The sequence below is a fragment of the Chthonobacter albigriseus genome, assembly GCF_013839445.1.
GTDB classification, from domain to species: domain Bacteria; phylum Pseudomonadota; class Alphaproteobacteria; order Rhizobiales; family Pleomorphomonadaceae; genus Chthonobacter; species Chthonobacter albigriseus.
The window spans coordinates 444,753-465,492 of the sequence record NZ_JACDIT010000001.1 but is presented as its reverse complement, the minus strand read 5'-3'; the positions used below and the strand labels follow the sequence as shown (position 1 = coordinate 465,492).

The following is a 20,740-nucleotide window of genomic DNA, read 5'->3' as shown; positions in this document are numbered from 1 at the left end:
CGTCGAGGCCGTGGGAGATGCTTCCCGTCAAGAAGAAGCGGTCTGTTTCTCCCGGTGCTTCAGATCACGTCCCGGTGTGATCAACTTGCTTCAAAAAAAGCGGTTGGAAAAGTGCGCCGCGCCACAGTCTGTTGGACGGGTTCCAACGCGTTTGGAGGCCATGATATCCTGCAAACGCGTTTATCACTATGCATCGAGACAAGGCGCGGATAGCTTTTCCGGATCGGTGATCGGCGACGGCGGCCGAAGAATTCCGGTTGCCCGGGGCGAGCCCTGCCGACCGGTCGAAATGGTCTCGTCCCGGCAGTCTCTTGGCCTGAGGATGGTCGGGGGCGGGCCCAGAGCTTCGGAAGGAGCGCATCCATGGAGATGATGACCAACGTTCTCGTTCTCGGCCTCATCCTGATCCCGTTGATGACGTTTTTCCCGACCGCGCTCAATATGATGGCGACCCTGTTCGGCATGAGCTCGGCCCTCGTCGGGATGCCGTTCTGATGTCCGCTGCCATCGATCCCAATGAACAGGCAGCCCTGCAGGTCCTCGTCAGGGCGATGGACCGGCTCCTTGCGCCCATCCAGCCCTTTCTCCAGGATTCCTCGGTCTCGGAGATCCTGATCAACGGCGTCGCCGACATCTACGTCGAGCGCCGCGGCAAGCTGGAGAAGACCGAGGCGCGCTTCGCCAGGCGGGACGATCTCGATGCCGCCGCCCGCAGCATCGCGCAATACTCCGGCAAGCGCCTCACCCCGGAGGAGCCCAGCATCGAGGCCCGCCTGCCGGACGGCTCGCGCGTCCATATCGTCCAGCCGCCCGCCGCCCGCAGCGGGCTCTGCATCTCCATCCGCCGCTTCCTGCGCGAGCACCGCAGCATCGACGACCTCGTCAAGCAGGGCAGCCTGACGCCCGAGACGCTGTCGCTGATGAAGACGGCCGTGAAGCTGCACAAGAACGTCATCATTTCCGGCGGCACCGGCACCGGCAAGACGACGATGCTGAACGCCCTGTCGGAAGCCTTCGAAGACCACGAGCGGGTCATCGTCATCGAGGACACCACCGAGCTGCAGATCCGCAAGCATCACGTCGTCTATTTCGAGACGACGAAACCCGATCGCTTCGGCCGCGGCGGCGCCTCCATCCGCGAGCTGTTCCGGGCATCCCTGCGCATGCGGCCCGACCGGATCATCGTCGGCGAGTGCCGCGGCGGCGAGGCGCTCGACATGATCCAGGCGATGACCTCCGGCCACAGCGGCTCGCTCTCCACCGTCCACGCCAACACACCCTACGACGCCCTCCACCGGCTAGAGACGCTGGCCCTGATGTCCGACGTGGACATCCCGCTCAGGCCGCTGCGGGCGCAGATCGCCTCCGCCGTCAACGTCATCGTGCAGATCGCCCGGCTAAAGCGGTCCGGCCGCCGCCGCGTGATCGAGATTTCCGAGGTCAGTGGCCTGAACGACGCCGACCAGTACGTCCTGCGCAGCCTCTACCGGACCGGTGCGGACGGACAGGCCGGTCTCGATGGAGCGCTCGCCTGGACCGGGGAGCGGCCGACCTTCGCCGCCGAGGCCGTCGAGGACGTGTTCGAGCCCGGAACCGACCTGCCGGAATGGGCGCGGACCTGACCCTCTCTGCCCTTCGGGAGACGATCGGTCCCGCAACCGGACAGCCGCTGCTGCTGTCCCGTCGTCAGAACGAGACCTTGGGTTTGCCCGAAAGCTCGGACCGCAGTCTCTCCAGCCGCTGCGTTCGGCCGATCTCGATGAAGTCCTCAGCGATCCGCTGCAGCCGCGCACCCTTGCGCCAGGCGATGCCCACTTTCACCGTCGGCAGCGGTTCGGAGGCCGGCCGGGCTTCGATCCGGTCGCCTTCCAGTGACCAGGGCCGGTAGACGAGCGTAGGCAGGATGGTGATGCCGGCGCCGGTCGCGACCAGGCTGCGCACCGCCTCCACCGATCGCGTGCGGAAGGCCGTCCGCGGCCGGAACCCGTGCTCCGTCCAGAAGCGCTGCGTCGTCTCTTCGATCTCGTCCACCGTCAGCACGATGTGCGCCTCGCGAGCGGCCTCCGCCAGCGTCACCTCGACCTGCCGGCCGAGCGGATGGCCGAGCGGCATCCACACCTGGTAGGGTTCCTCGCCCAACAGCTCGATCTGCAGCGCCGAATCCGTTGCCTTGTCCGGCACCACCATCACCGCGACGTCGAGTTCTCCGTTGATGAGCAGGTGCTGCAGGTACTCCCGGTTGTCCTCGACCGCCGAAACGACGACGGCCGGGTTGGCCCGCCGGTAGCGCGCCAGCAGGTCGGAGAACACGTAGCCCGCCACCAGCGAGGTGACGCCCACGTGGAGCTCGCCGGTTTGGCTCGGTCCCTCCTCGGCCAGCGAACGACGGGCGTCCGCCACGGTCTCCAGGATGCGATGGGCATGCCGCAGGAACATCTGACCCTTGTGGGTCAGCGAAACACCGCGCCCGTGCCGCTCCACGAGCTCGAAGCCGAGGTCGGCCTCCAGTTCCTTCACCGATTCCGTCACCGTGGACTGGGACACGGACAGCAATTGCGCAGCCCCTGAGATCGACCCGGTGTCGGCCACGGCGATGAAGTACTGGAGCTGGCGCAGCTTGAATGCCATCGGCAGAGAAGATCAGGCTTCCGGTGCCGTGGAAAGGGACTCCGACTTTCTACTCATCAGCGCGATGCGCGGGGCAGCCGGATCGTCGCCGAAAGGCCGCCGCCCGGGCGGTTGGCGAGCGTCAGGTCGCCGCCGTGTCCGCGCACGATCGAGCGCGCGGTCGACAGTCCGAGGCCCACGCCGCCCGTCTCCTGGCTGCGCGATCCCTCCAGCCGGACGAACGGCTCGAACACCTCCTCCAGCTTGTCGGCAGGGATGCCAGGCCCGTCGTCGTCCACCCGGATTGTCACCTCGTCGGCCCCTTCCGCCAGGAGCACTCGCGCGCGGGCGCCGTAGCGGATCGCGTTCTCCACCAGGTTCCGCAACGCTCGGCGCAGCGCCACCGGCCGCACCACCAGGTCCAGCTTGTCCGGCCCGGTGACGGACACGTCGTTGCCGATATCGGTGAAGTCGTCGGCCACCGCCTGGACCAGGGCGGACAGGTCCGTCGCGTGGCTGGCCTCGTCGCGGGCGTCATCCCGGGCGAAGGCGAGCGTCGCCTCGCTCATCCGGTTCATTTCCTCGATGGTCTCGATCATCTTGTCCCGGATTTCCGCGTCGTCGACGAACTCCGCCCGCAGCCTGAGCGAAGTCAGCGGCGTACGCATGTCGTGGCTGATCGCGGCCACCATCCGGGTCCGGTCCGACACGAAGCGCTTCACCCGCGCCTGCATCGCGTTGAAGGCATGAATGGTCCGTCGCACCTCTTCCGGTCCCGTCTCCGGTAGTGGGTCCACCGCTTCGCCCCGGCCCAGTCTGTCGGCGGCACCGGCGAGCCCGCGGAGCGGCCGTGTGATCCGCCGCACCGACCAGAACACGGCCGCCGCCGTCGCCAGCGACATAGCCAGCGTGGAGACCAGCGTCGGCCACGCCAGCAGCGCCGGCCGCGGCAGGATCGTCTCTGCGTTGAGCCAGCGCCCGTCCTTCAGCTTGGCCGAAACCGCGACGGCCGGCAGCATCAGCCGCGTGCGCCGTTCGCTCCGGTCCTCGTCGTCGCGGTCGCGGCGGGAGGCGCGCTCGCCGTCCCGGTCGCGCATCCGCAGCGGTCGACCGCGCATCTCCGCGCGCACTTCGCGACCTGGTCCGAAAGCCTCTTCGATCGCCGCCGCGGTGATCATCTCGTTCTCGGCGCCGCTGATCTGCGGCACGCTCGGCTCCGGCTCGATCGCATAGACGGTCCGCGCCGACGTCGCAGCCTCAACCACCCGCTCGGCAAGCTCCGTGGGGACGTCGTCCACTAGCCGGACAAGGCCCGCGGTCCGCGCCAGGATCTGTTCCCGCGCGGCTTCCTCCACCGCATCGCGCCGCGACAGCCCCAGGTAGATCACGGTCAGCACCTGCGCGACCACGATCGCCAGGACGATCACCGCGATCAACTGGCCCGGCAGGCTGGTCGGGAGCAGTCGACGGAAGAGGGCGGGACGCTCGCTCATTCCTCACTCACGTCCGTGCTCAGCATGTAGCCGCCACCCCATACCGTTTTGATCAGCATCGGGTTCTTCGGATCCACCTCAATCTTCTTGCGTAACCGGCTGACTTGGTTGTCGACCGACCGGTCAAAGATCTGCGGCGTCCGCCCGGATGTCAGGTCCATCAGCTGGTCGCGCGAGAGCACCATGTTCGGCCGCTTCAGGAACGCGGTCAGCATCTGGAACTCCGCCGTGGAGAGCGGCTGGCCGACGCCGGTCCCGTCGATCAGCTCGCGCCGTTGCACGTCCAGCATCCACCGGTCGAACTTCAACCGCCGCGCGGTCAGCGGGTCTCGCGCCTTGGGCACCGCCTGCGTCCGCCGCAGCACGGCGCGGATCCGCGCCAGCAACTCGCGCGGGTTGAACGGCTTGGTCAGGTAGTCGTCGGCGCCGATCTCCAGCCCCACCACCCGGTCGGTGTCCTCCGCCATCGCCGTCAGCAGGATCACCGGCGTCTCGCTGGTCTCGCGCACGTGCCGGCAGAGCGAAAGTCCGTCCTCGCCCGGCATCATGATGTCGAGCACCAGAAGGTCGAGCGCCGCCGCCTTCATCGCCTTGCGTGCGGCGGCCGCGTTCTCCGCGGTCGTCACCCGGAATCCGTTCTTGGAAAGATAGCGCGCGATCAGGTCGCGGATGTCGCGGTGATCGTCGACGACGAGGATGTGTGGGGCGGTATCGGTCATGGCCGTCAGGATGCGCAGGTTTTCGTTGAGAGACTTCTGACAGGGCGCCGGGGCGCTGTCCTCAGCCATTTGTATCCGACTGTAACGTCAGCCGCTGGCGTCACATCGGACGACAATTCAGCGGTTTCCCGGCGAACTTCGGCGACAAAGACAACCTATCTTCCGGTCATCGGCAGCGGGACGAGAACACCCCCGCTCCTGCCCGAACCGGTGGACGCGTCGCAAGGCTGCATCCTCGGCCCGAGAAACACAACGAGGAGACTGACATGAAGACTCTCACCTGGACCGCTGTCGTCGTCGCCGCCTTCGCCGCGACGATCCCCGTCGCCAATGCCGACATGGGCGGCAACCGCCACGGACGCGAGCACGGTGGCCGCCACGGCGGCGGCATGGCCATGATGATGATGGAGCGTTTCGACACCGACAAGGACGGCAAGATCACCCAGGCCGAGATCGACGCGGTGCAGACCGAGCGCTTCAAGGCCGCCACCGCCGACGGCAACCAGACCCTCTCGATCGCCGAGTTCGAGCCCCTCTTCAACCAGGAGCGCCGCGAACAGATGGTCCGCGCCTTCCAGCGGCTCGACGCCGACGGCGACGGCCAGGTGACGCGCGAGGAGTTCGACGACCGCACCGCCGGCATGGTGGCCCGGATGGACCGCAACAACGACGGCGCGCTCTCCCGCGAGGACCGCGGCCAACGCGGCGAAGGTCACGGCTGGCGCCGCTGGTTCGGCGGCGGCGAGGGCGGTGAAGGTCGCGGCCCGATGGGCGGCGAGGGCGGCCGTGGTCCCGGCCCGAACGGCCCGATGGACGGCGACGACACCGAGTGAACGCTCTTCGCTCGAACGAGATCGGCCGCGCGGGATACCCGCGCGGCCGAGGGAGCTCACTCCGCCCACGACCGCGCCCGCGCGCGCGGGATCCCCGCTCATCCGATTTCATTCATTCAACCACGGCCCGTTTTGCCGGAACCTAGATCAGCGCAGCAGAAACACCGTCTTGTCGCCGGACGAAGTCACGTTGGGACACTCGATCACCACGCGGATGTCGTCGTAATCCTTGTCGGTCCAGCCATTGCCTGGCGGACGGTCTTCCCAACCGTAGTACATGTACTTCCCCGGCTGGCACATCCCCGTTGCCTTTTCCGGCGTGCGCTCCTTGCCGAACGGGATCGATCCGCCTTTCGACTTTGTCTTCAGGCAGGCGTCCTTGGTGTCGCACAGCACGGTTTCCAGGATCTGCCACCCGCCGAGATCGTAGGTTTCCACACCCAGGTTGATCTTGGTATCGGTGTAGTAATAGTACTGTTCAGCCTTGGGATCGTCCCACTTCGATTTCGTCGTTCGGGCGCTTCGGACGTTCTTGAGCATGTAGCTCATGGTCTCGCCCTTGCCGCAAGTCGGCATCGTGAACGTATATTTGGTGCCACCGTTGTCGGCGATCCAGACGATCTCGGAGCGTCCTTTGTCGGCTTCTTTGGACTTGGTCGCATCGTAGCAGTAGACGCCCATGCGATTGTAGTCGCCGGCTTCCGGATCGAGCTGCGACAGGTCCGGGTCCTTGTAGACGTAGGTCGGCGTCGACGTCCGTGCCACGGTCTTGGCCGCGACCACGTTGGTCTTCGCCAGGTCCGACAGGGCCGGCATGAAATACATCTTGAGCGTCGCCGTGGCCGTCACTTGGAAATCGACGCCGGAGATCCATTGGCCTTGCACGGTAACGTCGGTTACGCCTTCGTCGCCGTATTCGGCAAGGATCACGCTCTTCAGGTTGTCGACCTGCTTTTCGTAGTTGGCGGTGTCGTAGGCAGCGGCCACCGACAGCGCGCTGCCGTCCATCTGCTCCTGCAGACCGGCCTGCACCCGCAGCATGCGCGTGTAGTCGACCACCGCCCCGGTCGAATAGAAGATCGGCAGCGCGGCCAGGGCGAAGATCATCGCCGTGTTTCCGCCGCGGTCGGCCGCGAAGGAACGGGCAGTTTCGAGCGCGCGAGCCCGGAGTGGATGAGCGTTGGGGCGCGCAGTGGGGGAGGCAAGCTTCATCATGGGAGCAACCTGCGGACTGCACTGTGACATGCGATCATTAGTTGCCCCGCACATAAACGGATTATGAATTAACTCTGATAAACAACCCTGATCCAGCGGACCTTGGCCGGGAGTGTGAATGAATCGAAAACGAACCTGCGGTCACGATCGAATATCCGCATAAACTGCCAGTTTAGATGAAAAATTTGAGTATGTTGTAGATGCGGTCATCGCCGGTGTGTGCATGGCTGCTTCGCCGGCCGATGCATTTTTTCGGCTCCCCTTTACAATTTATAGAACCCGGTCGTGCAGAGTTCGCTGCGAGACTTCGTCGAGATGAGCGCCCGGAATGGCTTCACCGCCTGCGGCCGGCCTCATCGGTGAGATAGCGATCGGGGCGTTCAGTTGTGCAGTTGACCAAATCGACCGTGCGCGAAATCACGGACAAGGCACTGAAGCGCATCCGCAAGTCCTGGGGCGAACTGGACCAGGTCAACGGCTTTGGCCGCAACTGGTACCGGACGGACAACCCCCGCTACGATCGGATGAAGGAAATCAACGACATCGGCGTCCGGGCCTTCGAGGAGATCAAGGCTCTTCGCGCGATCGCTATGCAGGATTGGGAATGCTTCGACGTGGCTCATTTTCAAAGCCGCATCAAGTTCCACGTTGATGCGCTCGCCGAAGCGCGTGACGAGGTCGTGCGCGCCCGCGGGGTGATGTTCGCGTCGAACAAGGAAGTCGAACACTAAATGCAGGCCGCCGCGGACCGGCGGCGTAGACCGGAGCGTCCGATGATTGTGCGCGGACGCGCTCCCGGGACCTGGGCCTTGCGGTCCAAACATTGTTTCGGAGTTGGTTCATGCGAAAGATTGAGATCGAACCGGGGCTGACCGTCTGCTTTCCAGGTCGCGGCGCCGAGTTCGATGAAGGGATCGAGGTTGGCCTCGCCCTGGTGGAACTCGCCTCGTCCCCATCCAGCTTCACGCGCATGATGTCGTTCGGCGCCGCCGAGCAGATCCGCACCGTTGCGCCCAAGCTGGGCTTCCGCACGCTCTACGAGCGGCCGGAGATACCCGGCGAGCCCGTCGACGTGACCTTCGAGCGCCAGCAGCCCGAAGCGCGCCGGTCGCATCTGCGCCTGGTCACGTCGGGCTGACGTCGGCCTCAGCAGGCCATGTCGCCGGTGCCGACACCGCTGATCCGGTAGTCCGCATAGTCGCTCGACGGCATCGTTTGAGCCGGCTGGTAGGCGGTCTCGATCACCCGTCGGCAGACCACCGGCTCCAACCGCACGTCCTTTCCGTTGGCGGCAACCGCCGGTATGAACCCGTCCCGTTCGAACACGAACACACGGCGGCCGGGTTGTGTCTCGTAGGATGTCGTGGGCTCTATCCCGCGTGAGGCGATGTAGTCGCTGATCGGCCGGCCCGTCCACTCCGTGGCCCACTGCGCGAAGAACTCCTGGTCGAACCGCTCCGCCGTCTGGCATCCGCTGATGAAAAGGACGCCCGCGGCCACGAACCCGCAGGCAAGTGATGTCCGGACCTGTTTGAACATGGCTTCCCCTTGCAACGCCTTGGTTCCTGAAAACGCCTACGAGAAATCCCGGCACGGACCACACGCCCCTCCAAGCGGAGGGCACCCGTCTCGCGCCGCGCATCGACCCAACGCCGCCGCATTAACCATGAGTTAACAACCGGAAGCGCGACCGAGGCAACCGCAAATCTCGCGGATTGTCCGCTCGTCGATCACGTAGCCGGGATCGGAAGCGATCGCGTGGCGCGCTGGCCTACGGCGCGTCCCGAAACCAAGGCTGAAGGGCATGCCGCGAGAGGGGAGGGGAACAGATCAGGGAAATCGGCAATGAGCGTGATTGCGAGATGCTTGAAGCCCCCGGATCGCACGGAAACGCGTCAGCGATCGCGAAAGGGGATGTCCACTGACCGGAAGCCCGCCTTGGCGCATCGTCAGTGAAGAAGGATGGTGCTGCCAGAGAGGATTGAACTCTCGACCTCTCCCTTACCAAGGGAGTGCTCTACCACTGAGCTACGGCAGCCTGTCCATCGGCACGGGCCACCGGCGAGGCGGCCTGTCGGAACGGCCGCACCTCTGCCATAGATCGCCGGAGCGTGCAAGCGTCTGATCGCGGAGTTTTCGCCCCATCCCTGGTCCGCCCTGTTGCCCGGCTGCAAGGTGGCACCGAAAAACCGCCGCTTTCCGGGGCGACGAGGGTTGCCAGTCCGGTGCGCCCCGGTCATGAGTGGGCCGACAGGAAGGTTGTTGTCGATGCCGGACGCCCGTTCGCCCACCGACCGAGAAAAGCGTCTCGCCGAGGCGCTCAGGCGCAATCTGCGGCTCCGCAAGGCCCAGGCGAAAAGCCGCCGCTCCGGCGACGCCGACGCCCGCGGCGGGCTGCAGGCGGCGACCGGGACGGAACTCCCGGTGGACGGAACGGTCGTGAAAGCGCCAGAATCGACGGATGATTCGACGGGCTGAACAAGCTCCCGCTGACGATGCGCCGCAACGGCGCGCCAGCTGGTGGCCGGATCGGGCGGGCCGCTTCCGCCGACGGGATGAGGACACGATGGACAAGATCAGGATCGTCGGTGGCAACCAGCTGGTGGGCACCATCCCCATCTCCGGCGCCAAGAACGCCGCCCTGCCGCTGATGATCGCCTCGCTCCTCACCGACGAGACGCTGACGCTGGAAAACGTCCCCCGGCTCGCCGACGTGAACCTCCTCACCCGCATCCTGGTCAACCACGGCGTCGACTATGCCCTCAACGGCAAGCGCGCCGGCGAGGATCTCCTCACCGGCCAGACGGTGAGCCTCACCGCCCGCTCCATCACCGACACCACCGCCCCTTACGAGCTCGTCTCCAAGATGCGCGCGAGCTTCTGGGTGATCGGTCCGCTTCTCGCCCGCATGCATGCCTGCCGGGTCTCGCTGCCCGGCGGCTGCGCCATCGGCACGCGGCCGGTCGATCTCTTCCTGACGGGCCTTGCCGATCTCGGTGCCGATATCGACGTCGACGCCGGCTATGTCGTCGCCCGCGCACCCAAGGGCCTCGTCGGAAACCGCGTCGTGTTCCCCAAGGTCTCCGTCGGCGCGACGCACACCATCATGATGGCCGCCACGCTCGCCCGCGGTGAGACCGTGATCGAGAACGCCGCCCGCGAGCCGGAGGTCGTCGACCTCGCCAAGTGCCTGATCGCCATGGGCGCGGAGATCGAGGGCGCCGGCACCTCCACCATCACCATCCAGGGCGTCGATCGTCTGCGCGGCGCGCGCCACCGCGTCGTCTCGGACCGCATCGAGACCGGTACCTACGCCATGGCGGTCGCCATGACCGGTGGCGATCTCACCCTGGAAGGCGCCGAAGCCGATCTCCTCGGCGAGCCGCTCGACATCCTGCGCCAGGTCGGCGCCGAGATCACCGAGACGAACCGCGGCATCCGCGTCCGCCGCAACGGCCACGGCATCGTCGCCGCCGACGTCGAGACGCAGCCCTTCCCGGGCTTCCCGACCGATCTCCAGGCCCAGTTCATGGCCCTGATGACGCGCGCCAAGGGCACCTCGCACATCACCGAGACCATCTTCGAGAACCGCTTCATGCACGTGCAGGAGCTCGCCCGCTTCGGCGCCCGCATCACGCTGGACGGGCAGGTCGCAACGGTGGAGGGCGTCGAGCGCCTGAAGGGCGCGCCCGTGATGGCGACGGATCTGCGTGCCTCGGTCTCGCTGGTGATCGCCGGCCTTGCCGCCGAAGGGGAAACCATCGTCAACCGCGTCTACCATCTCGACCGCGGCTTCGAGCGGCTGGAGGAGAAGATCAGCCGCTGCGGCGCCATCGTCGAGCGCATCTCCGGCTGAGCGGCGGCATCGCCGGCCTGAACGGCGCGCCGCGCATGGCTGCGGGGCGTGCCTGGCCCATTGCGCCGGCTCCTCTGGCCGCCTATCTCCAGGCCACACCCGACCGGAGACCGCCTTGGACATGCACGCCCTGAAGCTCGCCGCCCTCGATCAGGAAGACCTCGCCGTCATCGCCGCCCATGTGCAGGACGCCGTGGCCAAGGTCGGTGACGTCGAGTGGCACCCCAAGGAGAAGCGCTTCCTTGTCCAACTGAACCGGTTCGTCTGGGAAAAGGCCGACCGCGGCGCCAAGTCCTTCGAACGCCGCCGGGCCTGCCTGCATTTCGCCCGCGTGGAGGCCGTGAAGGCCACCAAGGTCCGCCAGGATGCCAAGGACGCCGTGGTCGACCTCCTCACCATCCGCTTCGAGGAGACGGACAGCCCCGCCGGCCACATCTATCTGGAACTCGCTGGTGGCGGCTGCGTGCGCCTCGACGTCGAGTGTATCGAGGCCAGCCTCACCGACCTCGGTGCCGCCTGGTCCACCGAGCACAAGCCCGATCACGCGATTTGACGGCGGTCACTCCAGCTCCGGCCGACCGGCGAGCCCGCAATAGCCGTGCGCATCGATATGCTCGCCGCCCTTCAGGTGGCTGTAGTTGAACGGTCGCCAGGCCATGCACGTCGATCCCAGGCAGTGCTGGTAGAGATGTTCGGCGTCGAAACCGTCCGACAGCGAATTGAGGATGCGGTTGTTGCCCTCCACCCGCACGAAGGGGCACCACATCTTGCGGGCCTGTGTCTCTGTCACGCGCATGTCTGAAGTCCTAATCCGATCTCACGGATGAACATAACGATCGTCTGTTTCGGCACTGTTGATGCGGCTGTCCGCATCAATACTGATGCGCCTGCGCGCCGCGACGGCAAACCCGTTCCATGTCGCCGCCCGATGACGTAGAAGAGCGCCGGCACCAAGGACCGACGGCAGGAGCATCCCGTGGCGATCAGGCTCGACGACCGAGACCCCGATTTCGAGGCGCGTTTTGCAGCCTTCCTCACCACCAAGCGGGAGGTCTCCGAGGACGTCGACCAGGCGGTCCGCGCCATCATCGACGACGTCCGCGCTCGCGGCGACGACGCGCTCATCGACTGGACCGCCCGGCTCGACCGCTTCGACGCCCGCGCCCGCGGCCTCGCCGTCACGGCCGACGAGATCGACGCCGCCACGCGCGCCGTCGATGCCGCCACGCTCGACGCCCTGAAACTCGCCCGTGACCGCATCGAGGCCCACCACAGCAGGCAGAAGCCCGCCGACCAGCGCTACACCGACGCGCTTGGCGTCGAACTCGGCTATCGCTGGACGGCGGTGGAGGCGGCCGGCCTCTACGTGCCCGGAGGCACCGCCAGCTATCCCTCGTCCGTGCTGATGAATGCCGTCCCCGCCAAGGTCGCCGGCGTCGAGCGCCTCGTCATGGTGGTGCCCACCCCGGACGACCGGCTCAATCCGCTGGTGCTCGCCGCCGCTTCGCTGGCCGGGGTCGACGAGGTCTACCGCGTCGGGGGCGCCCAGGCGATCGCCGCGCTCGCCTACGGCACAGCCACCATCCGCCCGGTCGCCAAGATCGTCGGCCCGGGCAACGCCTACGTCGCCGCCGCCAAGCGCCGCGTCTTCGGCACCGTCGGCATCGACATGATCGCCGGCCCGTCCGAGGTGCTCGTCATCGCCGACCGCGACAACGATCCCGACTGGCTCGCCGCGGACCTGCTCGCCCAGGCCGAGCATGACACCGCCGCCCAGTCCATCCTGATCACCGATGACGCTTCGCTCGCCGATGCGGTCGAGGCCGCCGTCGAGCGGCAGTTGACCACGCTGCCGCGCGGCGAGACGGCGGCTGCGTCCTGGCGCGACTTCGGGGCCGTGATCCTGGTGCGCGACCTCCAGGCCGCCCTCCCGCTCGCCAACCGCATCGCCGCCGAACACCTGGAGATCGCGGTCGCCGATCCCGAGCCGCTGGTCGCCCGGGTGCGCAACGCCGGCGCCATCTTCATCGGCCGTCACACCCCGGAGGTGATCGGCGACTACGTGGGCGGCTCCAACCACGTGCTCCCCACCGCCCGCTCCGCCCGCTTCTCCTCCGGCCTCGGCGTGCTCGACTTCATGAAGCGCACCTCGCTCCTGAAATGCACCCCCGATGCCCTCCGCGCTCTCGGCCCCGCCGCCGTTCGCCTCGCCGAAGCCGAAGGCCTAGGCGCCCACGCCCGCAGTGTCGCGATCCGGCTGAACTGAGCCGTCGGCCGGTCACGCCGAAGTGAAAGGGCGGAAACGCGGGCTTTACTCCCCTTGCCGCAGGGTGGATGGCGGAGAGGGGCCATGTACAAGATCGTCAACGGCTACCCATGCACCAGCGGATGCGACGTCGACCTGGCGCGTCGCAACGTCGACCCGCGCAATCCCCGCAACGATCCGGTCAAGCAGGCGGAGTTGGACGCCAAGGACCCGGCGAAGGCCGTGGCCGAGGAGATCCGCGCGGCCGCGTCCGTGAACGCCGCCGCGGCCGATCGGGACCGCCCGTCCTACGGACCCGCGGTGTCCTACGGCGGCGGTATCTCAGAGCCTCCCGCCGCGCCCGCGATCGACAGGCCTGCTCGCCGGCTGCTGGACATCAGCCTCTGATCCGCCTTTCACCGCGTCGAAAGGCGTTCTCCGCCATGCTGCCCGCCCGTGCTAAGCAAGGGGCCGCATGCGGGGAGAGGCTTTGCTGAACACCATGAAGACTGCCGCAAACCGGGGGAGGCTCGTCTCCGTCGCGTTGGACGAGGAGTCCATCGGGCGATCGACGCCCGATGTCGAGCACGAACGCAGGGTCGCGATCTACGATCTAATCGAGGAGAACGTCTTCGAGCCGGTCGGTCGCGACGCTTTGGAGTACGCGCTGCGGCTCACCATCGTCGACCGCAAGCTCGTCTTCGAGGTCACCACCCCTGCCGGTGAGCCGGTGATCACCCATATACTGTCGCTGACGCCCTTCCGGCGTGTGGTGAAGGACTACTTCCTGATCTGCGACAGCTACTACAAGGCCATCCGCACCGCGAGCCCGAGCCAGATCGAGGCGATCGACATGGGCCGGCGCGGATTGCACAACGAAGGCTCGCGGCTCCTGATGGAACGTCTCGACGGCAAGATCCTGATCGACATGGACACGGCGCGCCGCCTGTTCACGCTGATCAGCGTCCTGCACTGGAAAGGATGAGCCGCGTGTCGGAGGATCGGCCGAGACCTTCCGCCGTCCTATTCGCCTGCTCGTTCAACTCTGTCCGCTCGCCGATGGCCGCCGCGCTCGCCCGCCATCTGTTTCCGAACCAGATCTATGTGCGCTCCGCCGGCGTGCGCCGCGGCGAGCCCGATCCCTTCGCGGTGGCGGTGATGGACGAGATCGGCCTCGATATCCGCCGCCACAAGCCGCACACCTTCGAGGAGTTGGAGGATACCTCCTTCGACCTCGTCATCTCGCTCGCCCCCGAAGCGCACCACAAGGCGCTGGAGCTGACGCGCTACTACGCCCTCGATGCCGAATACTGGCCGACGCCGGATCCCACGCTCACCGGCGGCTCCCGCGACCAGATCCTCGCCGCCTACCGTGCCGTCCGTGACGGCCTGGAGAAGCGCATCAAGGAGCGGTTGAACTGGAAGCCGATGATCGGTGGCGCCTGAACCGGTCACTCCGCCGCCGCGTCCAGCACGGCGGGCTCCGCCGCCGGCACCTTGAACGACATCAGCGTCCGGTTCTCCTCCCGCCGGCGCTCCAGCGTCGCGCCGTAGGCCGAGAGCACGTCCTCCACGATCGCCAGCCCCAGCCCCGACCCCTCCGCCTCGCGTCCGGCCGGTGGCTCCGCGCCGAAACCCGGACCGTCGTCGATCACGCTGATCGTCACAAGGTCACCGGCTCGCTCGGCGCGGATCTCGATCCGGCTCGCAGCCCATTTCCGGGCATTGTCGAGCAGGTTGCCGAGCACCTCGCCGAGATCGTGCCGGTCCACCCGCGCCTGCAGCCCGGCTGGCGTGACGATCTCGAAGCTCAATGCCTCCGCATGGGGCATCCGGCGCATCAGGTCGACCAGCCCGCGCGTGACCGGCGCGATCTCGGTCCCCGCTTCCGCCCCGAGCGCCCGGCCGACGCTTCCGCCGCGGATCCGGGCTCTGGCGAGTTCGCGCTCCACATGGCGGCGCATCGTCTCCACTTGCTCGCGCAGGACCTCCGCGCTCGCCGGCTGGCCCTGTTCGGCCAGCTTGCGAGCCTCCAGCGACAGGATCGTCAGCGGCGTCTTGAACCCGTGCGCCAGTGCCCCCGCGCGGTCGCGTGCCTTGGCCACCGCGGTGTCGCGCCAGTCGAGCATCCGGTCGAGATCGTCCGCCAGCGGCTGGATCTCCGTCGCAAAGCCTCCGCCCATCCGCGCCGACGTGCCCGATCGGATCGCCGCGATCGACCGCCGCAGCGCGGCCAGCGGCTGCAGACCTACTTGCGCCTGCAGCAGAGCACCCAGGAAGAGGGCAGCCGCGATCACCACAAGGGCCCCAAGCAGCTCCGACGCATAGGCATCCGACAGCGCGTTGATCTCCCCGTGGTCCACCGCCACGCTCAGCACCGCCCGGACGGGCCCACCACTCCCCACGAGGTTGAGCGGGCGCGACAGCACGTAGAGCTGCGCCGCGGCGCCCTCGCCGAAGCCGGGCGTCTCGACCGCCTCCTCAACGGCTGTATCCCCCGTCTTCAGCGTCTCGTCCCACAGCGAGCGCGACCGCAGCGGCTCCCCGCCCGGAGCATCGATCTGCCAGTAGAGCCCGGAATGCGGCCGATCATAGCGAGGGTCCGTCGGCTGCTGCGTCAGGACCGGCCGATCGGTGCTGTCGAGCGTGATCTCCCCGGCGATCTCGTTCCAGCGGACGCCGAGTTCGGCGGCCACCCGCCGCGTCACGTGCTGCTCGAACAGGACGGTGAGCGAAACGCCAGCCACCGTCAGCACCAGCCCGATCGACAGCGCCGCCAGCACCATCAGCCGGACCTTCAGCGATCGCACGTCGATCAGCCGCCGCACGCTCAGCCCTCCATCATATAGCCCTGGCCGCGACGGGTCGCGATCAGGTCCGCGCCGATCTTGCGCCTGAGACGGCCGATCAGCACTTCAAGGGCGTTGGAGTCCGGCTCGCGGTCGCTTTCGTAGACGTGCTCCGCCAGTTCGCCCTGGCTCACCACCCGCCCGCGATTGTGCGCTAGATACCGCACCGCGCGGAACTCAAGCGCCGAAAGCTCCACCGGCTTGCCGCCCACCACGGCCACCCGGCGGCGCGTCTCCAGGGTCAGCCGGCCGACCTCGATCAGCGGCGAAGAATGCCCGCCCGCCCGCCGTAGCACGGCGCCCAGCCGGGCCAGCAGTTCCTCCACTTGGAAAGGCTTGGGCAGGTAGTCGTCGGCGCCCGCGTCGATCCCTTCCACCCGCTCCATCCAGTTGCCGCGCGCCGTCAGCACGATCACGGGCAGGTGCGAGCCGCCGCCGCGCACCTTGCGCAGAACCGACAGCCCGTCGAGCTTCGGCAGCCCGAGGTCGAGCACCATCCCGTCATAGTCTTCGGTTTCGGCCCGGAACCAGGCCTCCTCGCCGTCGCCGACGGCATCGACCACGTAGCCGGCGCTCCGCAGCGCCTCCGCCACCTCGCGCGCGATCGCCGCCTCGTCCTCGACCAAAAGGATCCGCATCAGCGCCGCCTCGTTTCCAGGATCCGGTTCCGCCGGGCGTCAACGAACACCCGCACGAAATCGTCGTCGTCGCTCACCACCACGATGTCGTAGACGGCCTGACCGGTGCCGTGGGTCAGCAGGTCGACCGACACCACCGTGCCCGGCTGCGCATTGGAGACGGTTCTGAGCACCTTGGCGAGCGGCACGAAGTCGCCCTTCGCCACGCGTTCGCGCACCTGGTCCTGCGTCAGCCGCAGCCAGCGGTCGTTCTTGTCCCGGCGGTCGTCGTCACCGCCCGAACCACCGCGGCCCGACGTGCCCGACCGACCGTCGTCGTCATCGTCGTCGTCGCCACCGCCATCGTCGCCACCGTCGTCGTTGTCGTCATCATCATCATCATCGTCGTCGTCGTCGTGATCCGATCCCGATCCGCCCGATCCGGAGTTCGACCCGCCCGAGCCCGAATTCGATCCCGATCCGCTGGAATCCGACCCGCCGTCGTCATCGCCCCCGTCGCGCGCATGGGCTGTCGTCCCCAGCACAGCATGCAGGAGCAGGGCGGTCAGCAACAGCCGGACGATCCGGGCAGGCAGGGTGGGGCGCGGGCGCGCGGGTCGGGACATGCGCCACCATACCTTGGAAAAGCTGACCGGAAGCTGACAGCCGCCGTCAGCTTCGCGAGGGGGTCGATTCGCTAGAACGGGTCCACGCCGGGCTTGCCTCGGCCGACAACGGAAGGAAACGGACCCATGCGGATCACGCTGCTTTCAACGCTCGCCCTCGCGCTTCTCGGCAGCTCGGCGCTCGCCGCGCCGGCCACACTGCCCATCGCCGCCTTCGAACAGGCCGTCGTCGCCGGTGCCGCGGACGATGCGCCCCTCCTGCTCGTCCGCCGCGGCGCCGATGACGGCCCGGGCGACGACCGCGGCGGCGACCGCGATCGCAGCGCCTCCGACGATGACGATGATGACGACGACCGCGGCGGTGACCGCAACCGCAGCGGCTCTTCCTCCTCGTCCGACGACGATGATGACGACGACGATCACCGGGGCCGCGGCCGCGGCTGGGACGACGACGATGACGACGGCGATGACGACGACCGCGGCCGCGGACGCGGACGCGGTTGGGACGACGACGACGGCCATCGCTCCAGTCACCATGACGATCACCCGGACAACCTCATGGAACTGCTGTTCGGCCAGTCGTCTTCCCGCGGCATCTGAGCCGCGCTCCACCCCCCTGCCGGCTCTTGCCGCTCGCCGCACACCGCGGCGGGCGGCATCGCGTTCGCAAAAGGCCGCTTCCCCGAGCGTCGCAGGGCGCAACTCCCCAGGAATTCGGTGTTCCGCCTGTTCCCTTTGGCCGCGCGATCCGTTAGTTATCCGCCCAACATCGTCAAACACGTCGGATCGAACAACGCATGACCAAGGAAGAAGTCCTGGAGTTTCCGGGCATCGTGACCGAGCTTCTGCCCAATGCCACCTTCCGTGTGAAGCTGGAGAACGAACACGAGATCATCGCCCATACCGCCGGCCGCATGCGCAAGAACCGCATTCGCGTTCTCGCCGGCGACAAGGTGCTGGTCGAGATGACGCCCTACGATCTCACCAAGGGTCGCATCACCTACCGCTTCAAGTAAGTCCGCGGGGCGCGGAGTTCGTCGCTGCCTTGAGACCTGAGGGTCCGATGACCGATCGTCCCGTTCTCGTGCTTGCGTCCGGCAGCCCCCGGCGCGTCGCCCTCCTGGAGCAGGTCGGCATCACGCCCGATCGCCTGATGCCCGCCGACATCGACGAGACGCCCGGCCGCCGCGAACTGCCGCGCACGCTGGCCCGCCGGCTCGCCCGCACCAAGGCCGAGGTCGCGGCCCGCCGCCTGGAGGCGCTCGGCGCCGAAGGCGACCACCTGGTCCTCTCCGCCGACACCGTCGTCGCCGTCGGCCGCCGCATCCTCCCCAAGGCGGAGAGCTTCGCCGAAGCGGAGGAGTGCCTGGCGTTGCTTTCCGGACGTACCCACCGGGTCTTCACCGCGGTCTGCCTGCTCACCGCGCGCGGCGTGCGCGAACGGCTGGTCGACACGCGCGTCCGCTTCAAGCGTCTCTCCGGCGAGGAGATGGCCGACTACCTCGCTTCCGGGGAGTGGCAGGGCAAGGCCGGCGGCTACGCCGTGCAGGGCAGGGCGGGCGCTTTCGTCGTCCGGCTGATCGGCTCCTATCACGCCGTCGTCGGTCTGCCGCTGTTCGAAACGGTCGGCCTGCTGGACGGCGCCGGCTATCCCGCGCGCGCCACCTGGCCGAACGCCGCGATCTGACGCGGACCGTCGTCCGGGCCTTCCCAAGATCGGCCCGGCGCCCCATCTTCGACCGACATCATTCCCGGAGTGGACCCATGACCGACAAGCCCGTTCCCGTCCGGGTCGGTGGCAAGTGCCCGATCTGTGCCAAACCGACCGAACCGGCCACCCGTCCGTTCTGCTCCAAGCGCTGCGCCGAACTGGACCTGCACCGCTGGTTCTCCGGCTCCTACGCCATCCCGGTCGTGGAGGCCGACGAATTCTCCGACGACGACCCCACCCGGCACTGACGGCAGGGCCCGCCTAACCCCTTGGCAGGCCTTGCGGACCCGCTTCCGCCCCCAGCCCGGCGCCGCCCCCGCCGTTTTTATCCCCGAGACCACTGGACAGGGCCCATCCAACTTTCTATAAGGCCCCTGCTTCGCCGGTGGGACCGCCAACACCCACCCTTCGAACGGCGCCCGGGTAGCTCAGTTGGTAGAGCATGCGATTGAAAATCGCAGTGTCGGTGGTTCGATTCCGCCCCCGGGCACCACTCCAGCCATCTCCGCAATGCTGACGAACGCGAGGCGGCCGCATCGCGTGGTTGAGTGATAACTGCGTCAGGTTCTCCTGGAGCGGGGCGCGCCCCTCTGGCACCGCCGCCCAGCTGGCAACGTGGTCGCGCTCCGCCGCTGATGCGGCAGAACGGCAGCGCCGTATCTCATCGCACACCGTTCGCTCGGCCAGCACGAACGGCTGCTGCTGCTTGAGAATCCCCGCGAGATGGGCTATCTGCGCCGAAACAAGGCCCTTCAGGTCGAAGACGACGCGCTGGTGCGACCGCTCGCATGGAAGGCGTGAAAGCGGCCGACCCTCCTGCGAAGCGGCGCGATGGCCGCTTGGAAGACATCTGGCCAGATGCTGACGAACAAGGGAAAGTACGGCCTGAAGGCGCTGATCGACCTCGCCAGGCTTGAAGAGGGAAGCACGGCGTACATCGTCGATATCGCCTCCCGCAACAACATCCCCAAGAAGTTCCTCGACGCCATTCTCCTCGACCTGAGGAAGGCCGGGATCCTGCGTTCCAAGAAGGGCCCTGGCGGCGGGTACGCCTTGGCGCGTCCCGCCACGGAGATCCGCATCGGCCAGGTCATCCGCGTCCTCGACGGTCCGCTCGCACCGATCCGCTGCGCGAGCCGCACCGCCTACGAACCCTGCGCCGATTGCCCCGATCCGGCAGGTTGCAAGGTCCGCCTCTCCATGACCCGGGTCCGCGACGCGGTAGCCGAAATTCTCGACAACATGACCCTGGCCGAGATGGCGACGGCAGACGATCGGCAGATGCTCCAGCCCCTGGACGCCTGAAGCGTCAGGCCGCCAGCGCTGCCCGAGCCGGCTCCGCCACGTCGCTACGCGGTGCCAGTCCTCCGGTGTGGGTGAACACCTGGTAGTGCCGGTCCGCTCCGATCAGCAGCGTCGCGGCGACCGGCAACTGCCCGCTGGTCTCCCCGTTCCACACCTGAAGCCTCCCCCCCGGTGGCGCGCAGCGCGGACCGCACGTGGGCGTCGATCCGGAACGCCAGCCCCGCCGACAAAGCGAAGCGAGATCCGTGGTCGTGCACCGGACTGAGGCGAGGGGTCCGACCCGTCAGAACAGGTCGAGTTTCTTGATGTCCCGGATTTCGGTCAGTTGGGTTTCGGCGATCGGTTCCCGGAATTTCAGGCCGTAGCCGAGCGGCGTGGTGTTGACGATGTAGGCCTCGATCGCGAAGGCCTCGACAACGAGCACCACCGAATCCTCCGAGCGCATCAGGATATGGGTGGAGGCCGGGCGGAAGCGGCCGCCGCCGAGCGAGATCTCGTTCAGTTCTCCGTCGATGGAGAAGCCGCGCTCGATGAAGTTCAGCTTGGCGATGATGCTGCAGGTGTACCGCTCGTGCCGCCGCGAGAAGCTGTTGCCCATCCCCGGGATCATGGAGCGGACGACGCGCGAGACGCTTGAAGGGATGATGGTCATCAGGGTTGCTCC

General features: G+C 67.4%; 27 protein-coding genes and 2 tRNA genes. 17 read left to right on the top strand and 12 right to left on the bottom strand.

Annotation, left to right across the window (positions count from 1 at the left end):
* The first annotated feature begins 359 nt into the window (after positions 1 to 359).
* Positions 360 to 1,622: a TadA family conjugal transfer-associated ATPase gene (locus HZ321_RS02075; RefSeq protein WP_425305380.1), complete on the top strand. Its 1,263-nt coding sequence runs from the start codon at positions 360 to 362 to the stop codon at positions 1,620 to 1,622.
* 64 nt (positions 1,623 to 1,686) lie between these two features.
* On the opposite strand, the gene HZ321_RS02070 is transcribed toward HZ321_RS02075, so the two are convergent.
* The 3 genes from HZ321_RS02070 to HZ321_RS02060 are packed head-to-tail and all read right to left on the bottom strand — an operon-like array spanning position 1,687 to position 4,819.
* Positions 1,687 to 2,628, bottom strand: coding sequence for a LysR family transcriptional regulator (locus HZ321_RS02070; RefSeq protein WP_181699723.1), 942 nt, complete (start codon positions 2,626 to 2,628; stop codon positions 1,687 to 1,689).
* Between the two features lie 56 nt (positions 2,629 to 2,684).
* The gene (locus tag HZ321_RS02065; RefSeq protein ID WP_181699721.1) at positions 2,685 to 4,100 is read right to left on the bottom strand and encodes an ATP-binding protein; all 1,416 of its coding nucleotides are present in this window, start codon (positions 4,098 to 4,100) and stop codon (positions 2,685 to 2,687) included.
* Entirely contained in the window at positions 4,097 to 4,819 is a 723-nt protein-coding gene (locus tag HZ321_RS02060) for a response regulator (protein ID WP_181701704.1), read from the bottom strand. The genes HZ321_RS02065 and HZ321_RS02060 overlap by 4 nt, the downstream gene beginning before the upstream one ends.
* 266 nt (positions 4,820 to 5,085) lie before the next feature.
* Here HZ321_RS02060 and HZ321_RS02055 point away from each other — a divergent pair, with 266 nt between their 5' ends.
* Positions 5,086 to 5,652, top strand: a complete 567-nt coding sequence (locus HZ321_RS02055) for an EF-hand domain-containing protein (protein WP_181699719.1) — start codon at positions 5,086 to 5,088, stop codon at positions 5,650 to 5,652.
* Positions 5,653 to 5,799: 147 nt separating this feature from the next.
* Here the strand turns inward: HZ321_RS02055 and HZ321_RS02050 are convergent, their stop codons facing one another.
* Complete coding sequence (locus HZ321_RS02050) at positions 5,800 to 6,759, bottom strand: hypothetical protein (protein ID WP_181699718.1); 960 nt, start codon at positions 6,757 to 6,759, stop codon at positions 5,800 to 5,802.
* Positions 6,760 to 7,259: 500 nt separating this feature from the next.
* On the opposite strand from HZ321_RS02050, the gene HZ321_RS02045 reads away from it, so the two are divergent.
* Together HZ321_RS02045 and HZ321_RS02040 are read left to right on the top strand one after the other, a co-directional pair.
* A complete protein-coding gene (locus HZ321_RS02045; protein ID WP_181699716.1) occupies positions 7,260 to 7,598 on the top strand; it encodes a hypothetical protein in 339 nt (112 codons plus the stop codon).
* Between the two features lie 110 nt (positions 7,599 to 7,708).
* Positions 7,709 to 8,005 (top strand): hypothetical protein, encoded by a 297-nt coding sequence (locus HZ321_RS02040; RefSeq protein WP_181699714.1) that lies wholly within the window; start codon positions 7,709 to 7,711, stop codon positions 8,003 to 8,005.
* Positions 8,006 to 8,013: 8 nt separating this feature from the next.
* Here HZ321_RS02040 and HZ321_RS02035 read toward each other — a convergent pair whose 3' ends face one another.
* A complete protein-coding gene (locus HZ321_RS02035; protein ID WP_181699713.1) occupies positions 8,014 to 8,406 on the bottom strand; it encodes a hypothetical protein in 393 nt (130 codons plus the stop codon).
* Positions 8,407 to 8,830: 424 nt separating this feature from the next.
* A tRNA-Thr gene (locus HZ321_RS02030) sits at positions 8,831 to 8,905 on the bottom strand.
* Between the two features lie 230 nt (positions 8,906 to 9,135).
* On the opposite strand from HZ321_RS02030, the gene HZ321_RS02025 reads away from it, so the two are divergent.
* The 3 genes from HZ321_RS02025 to HZ321_RS02015 all read left to right on the top strand — a co-directional run bounded on the left by HZ321_RS02025 (position 9,136) and on the right by HZ321_RS02015 (position 11,276).
* Entirely contained in the window at positions 9,136 to 9,345 is a 210-nt protein-coding gene (locus HZ321_RS02025) for a hypothetical protein (protein ID WP_181699711.1), read from the top strand.
* Positions 9,346 to 9,433: 88 nt separating this feature from the next.
* A complete protein-coding gene (gene murA / locus HZ321_RS02020) occupies positions 9,434 to 10,723 on the top strand; it encodes a UDP-N-acetylglucosamine 1-carboxyvinyltransferase (protein ID WP_181699709.1) in 1,290 nt (429 codons plus the stop codon).
* Between the two features lie 121 nt (positions 10,724 to 10,844).
* On the top strand, positions 10,845 to 11,276 hold the full coding sequence (locus HZ321_RS02015; protein WP_181701703.1) for a DUF2948 family protein: 432 nt from the start codon (positions 10,845 to 10,847) through the stop codon (positions 11,274 to 11,276).
* Positions 11,277 to 11,282: 6 nt separating this feature from the next.
* On the opposite strand, the gene HZ321_RS02010 is transcribed toward HZ321_RS02015, so the two are convergent.
* A complete protein-coding gene (locus tag HZ321_RS02010; protein WP_181699703.1) occupies positions 11,283 to 11,519 on the bottom strand; it encodes a hypothetical protein in 237 nt (78 codons plus the stop codon).
* 180 nt (positions 11,520 to 11,699) lie between these two features.
* Between HZ321_RS02010 and hisD the strand changes: the two genes are divergently transcribed.
* From hisD to HZ321_RS01990, 4 genes are all read left to right on the top strand, one after another.
* Entirely contained in the window at positions 11,700 to 12,989 is a 1,290-nt protein-coding gene (gene hisD / locus HZ321_RS02005) for a histidinol dehydrogenase (RefSeq protein ID WP_181699700.1), read from the top strand.
* A gap of 84 nt (positions 12,990 to 13,073) precedes the next feature.
* Positions 13,074 to 13,376 (top strand): hypothetical protein, encoded by a 303-nt coding sequence (locus tag HZ321_RS02000; RefSeq protein ID WP_181699697.1) that lies wholly within the window; start codon positions 13,074 to 13,076, stop codon positions 13,374 to 13,376.
* Positions 13,377 to 13,470: 94 nt separating this feature from the next.
* A complete protein-coding gene (locus tag HZ321_RS01995) occupies positions 13,471 to 13,953 on the top strand; it encodes a UPF0262 family protein (protein ID WP_181701702.1) in 483 nt (160 codons plus the stop codon).
* Positions 13,950 to 14,414, top strand: a complete 465-nt coding sequence (locus tag HZ321_RS01990; RefSeq protein ID WP_181699694.1) for an arsenate-mycothiol transferase ArsC — start codon at positions 13,950 to 13,952, stop codon at positions 14,412 to 14,414. The genes HZ321_RS01995 and HZ321_RS01990 overlap by 4 nt, the downstream gene beginning before the upstream one ends.
* Positions 14,415 to 14,419: 5 nt before the next feature.
* On the opposite strand, the gene HZ321_RS01985 is transcribed toward HZ321_RS01990, so the two are convergent.
* From HZ321_RS01985 to HZ321_RS01975, 3 genes are read right to left on the bottom strand one after another with little or no spacing between them, the layout of a single operon-like run.
* Positions 14,420 to 15,796 carry an ATP-binding protein gene (locus HZ321_RS01985; RefSeq protein ID WP_181699692.1) on the bottom strand — a complete coding sequence of 459 codons (1,377 nt, stop codon included), beginning with the start codon at positions 15,794 to 15,796 and terminating at the stop codon, positions 14,420 to 14,422.
* Positions 15,797 to 15,798: 2 nt separating this feature from the next.
* Entirely contained in the window at positions 15,799 to 16,455 is a 657-nt protein-coding gene (locus HZ321_RS01980; protein ID WP_181699689.1) for a response regulator transcription factor, read from the bottom strand.
* Positions 16,455 to 17,060: a PepSY domain-containing protein gene (locus tag HZ321_RS01975; RefSeq protein WP_181699685.1), complete on the bottom strand. Its 606-nt coding sequence runs from the start codon at positions 17,058 to 17,060 to the stop codon at positions 16,455 to 16,457. Before HZ321_RS01975 ends, HZ321_RS01980 begins: the two co-directional genes overlap by 1 nt.
* A 126-nt stretch (positions 17,061 to 17,186) precedes the next feature.
* On the opposite strand from HZ321_RS01975, the gene HZ321_RS01970 reads away from it, so the two are divergent.
* From HZ321_RS01970 to HZ321_RS01945, 6 genes are all read left to right on the top strand, one after another.
* Positions 17,187 to 17,660 (top strand): hypothetical protein, encoded by a 474-nt coding sequence (locus HZ321_RS01970; RefSeq protein WP_181699684.1) that lies wholly within the window; start codon positions 17,187 to 17,189, stop codon positions 17,658 to 17,660.
* A 197-nt stretch (positions 17,661 to 17,857) separates the two neighbouring features.
* Positions 17,858 to 18,076 carry a translation initiation factor IF-1 gene (infA, locus tag HZ321_RS01965; RefSeq protein WP_004432473.1) on the top strand — a complete coding sequence of 73 codons (219 nt, stop codon included), beginning with the start codon at positions 17,858 to 17,860 and terminating at the stop codon, positions 18,074 to 18,076.
* Between the two features lie 47 nt (positions 18,077 to 18,123).
* Positions 18,124 to 18,747: a Maf family nucleotide pyrophosphatase gene (locus HZ321_RS01960; protein WP_181699682.1), complete on the top strand. Its 624-nt coding sequence runs from the start codon at positions 18,124 to 18,126 to the stop codon at positions 18,745 to 18,747.
* Between the two features lie 77 nt (positions 18,748 to 18,824).
* Positions 18,825 to 19,019 carry a DNA gyrase inhibitor YacG gene (locus tag HZ321_RS01955; protein ID WP_181699680.1) on the top strand — a complete coding sequence of 65 codons (195 nt, stop codon included), beginning with the start codon at positions 18,825 to 18,827 and terminating at the stop codon, positions 19,017 to 19,019.
* A 169-nt stretch (positions 19,020 to 19,188) separates the two neighbouring features.
* Positions 19,189 to 19,264: transfer RNA gene (locus tag HZ321_RS01950), tRNA-Phe, on the top strand.
* Positions 19,265 to 19,629: 365 nt separating this feature from the next.
* Positions 19,630 to 20,076: an RrF2 family transcriptional regulator gene (locus tag HZ321_RS01945; RefSeq protein ID WP_181699678.1), complete on the top strand. Its 447-nt coding sequence runs from the start codon at positions 19,630 to 19,632 to the stop codon at positions 20,074 to 20,076.
* Positions 20,077 to 20,080: 4 nt separating this feature from the next.
* On the opposite strand, the gene HZ321_RS01940 is transcribed toward HZ321_RS01945, so the two are convergent.
* Entirely contained in the window at positions 20,081 to 20,230 is a 150-nt protein-coding gene (locus HZ321_RS01940; protein WP_181699676.1) for a hypothetical protein, read from the bottom strand.
* A 129-nt stretch (positions 20,231 to 20,359) separates the two neighbouring features.
* Complete coding sequence (locus HZ321_RS01935) at positions 20,360 to 20,728, bottom strand: PilZ domain-containing protein (RefSeq protein WP_181699674.1); 369 nt, start codon at positions 20,726 to 20,728, stop codon at positions 20,360 to 20,362.
* Positions 20,729 to 20,740: the final 12 nt, after the last annotated feature.

Coding starts and splice junctions, on each gene's coding strand:
- HZ321_RS02070 (WP_181699723.1), bottom strand. CDS start 2,628: ATGGCATTCAAGCTGCGCCAGCTCCAGTACTTCATCGCCGTGGCCGAC.
- HZ321_RS02065 (WP_181699721.1), bottom strand. CDS start 4,100: ATGAGCGAGCGTCCCGCCCTCTTCCGTCGACTGCTCCCGACCAGCCTG.
- HZ321_RS02060 (WP_181701704.1), bottom strand. CDS start 4,819: ATGACCGATACCGCCCCACACATCCTCGTCGTCGACGATCACCGCGAC.
- HZ321_RS02055 (WP_181699719.1), top strand. CDS start 5,086: ATGAAGACTCTCACCTGGACCGCTGTCGTCGTCGCCGCCTTCGCCGCG.
- HZ321_RS02050 (WP_181699718.1), bottom strand. CDS start 6,759: ATGATCTTCGCCCTGGCCGCGCTGCCGATCTTCTATTCGACCGGGGCG.
- HZ321_RS02040 (WP_181699714.1), top strand. CDS start 7,709: ATGCGAAAGATTGAGATCGAACCGGGGCTGACCGTCTGCTTTCCAGGT.
- HZ321_RS02035 (WP_181699713.1), bottom strand. CDS start 8,406: ATGTTCAAACAGGTCCGGACATCACTTGCCTGCGGGTTCGTGGCCGCG.
- HZ321_RS02025 (WP_181699711.1), top strand. CDS start 9,136: ATGCCGGACGCCCGTTCGCCCACCGACCGAGAAAAGCGTCTCGCCGAG.
- murA (WP_181699709.1), top strand. CDS start 9,434: ATGGACAAGATCAGGATCGTCGGTGGCAACCAGCTGGTGGGCACCATC.
- HZ321_RS02015 (WP_181701703.1), top strand. CDS start 10,845: ATGCACGCCCTGAAGCTCGCCGCCCTCGATCAGGAAGACCTCGCCGTC.
- HZ321_RS02010 (WP_181699703.1), bottom strand. CDS start 11,519: ATGCGCGTGACAGAGACACAGGCCCGCAAGATGTGGTGCCCCTTCGTG.
- HZ321_RS02000 (WP_181699697.1), top strand. CDS start 13,074: ATGTACAAGATCGTCAACGGCTACCCATGCACCAGCGGATGCGACGTC.
- HZ321_RS01995 (WP_181701702.1), top strand. CDS start 13,471: ATGAAGACTGCCGCAAACCGGGGGAGGCTCGTCTCCGTCGCGTTGGAC.
- HZ321_RS01990 (WP_181699694.1), top strand. CDS start 13,950: ATGAGCCGCGTGTCGGAGGATCGGCCGAGACCTTCCGCCGTCCTATTC.
- HZ321_RS01980 (WP_181699689.1), bottom strand. CDS start 16,455: ATGCGGATCCTTTTGGTCGAGGACGAGGCGGCGATCGCGCGCGAGGTG.
- HZ321_RS01975 (WP_181699685.1), bottom strand. CDS start 17,060: ATGTCCCGACCCGCGCGCCCGCGCCCCACCCTGCCTGCCCGGATCGTC.
- HZ321_RS01970 (WP_181699684.1), top strand. CDS start 17,187: ATGCGGATCACGCTGCTTTCAACGCTCGCCCTCGCGCTTCTCGGCAGC.
- infA (WP_004432473.1), top strand. CDS start 17,858: ATGACCAAGGAAGAAGTCCTGGAGTTTCCGGGCATCGTGACCGAGCTT.
- HZ321_RS01960 (WP_181699682.1), top strand. CDS start 18,124: ATGACCGATCGTCCCGTTCTCGTGCTTGCGTCCGGCAGCCCCCGGCGC.
- HZ321_RS01955 (WP_181699680.1), top strand. CDS start 18,825: ATGACCGACAAGCCCGTTCCCGTCCGGGTCGGTGGCAAGTGCCCGATC.
- HZ321_RS01945 (WP_181699678.1), top strand. CDS start 19,630: ATGCTGACGAACAAGGGAAAGTACGGCCTGAAGGCGCTGATCGACCTC.
- HZ321_RS01935 (WP_181699674.1), bottom strand. CDS start 20,728: ATGACCATCATCCCTTCAAGCGTCTCGCGCGTCGTCCGCTCCATGATC.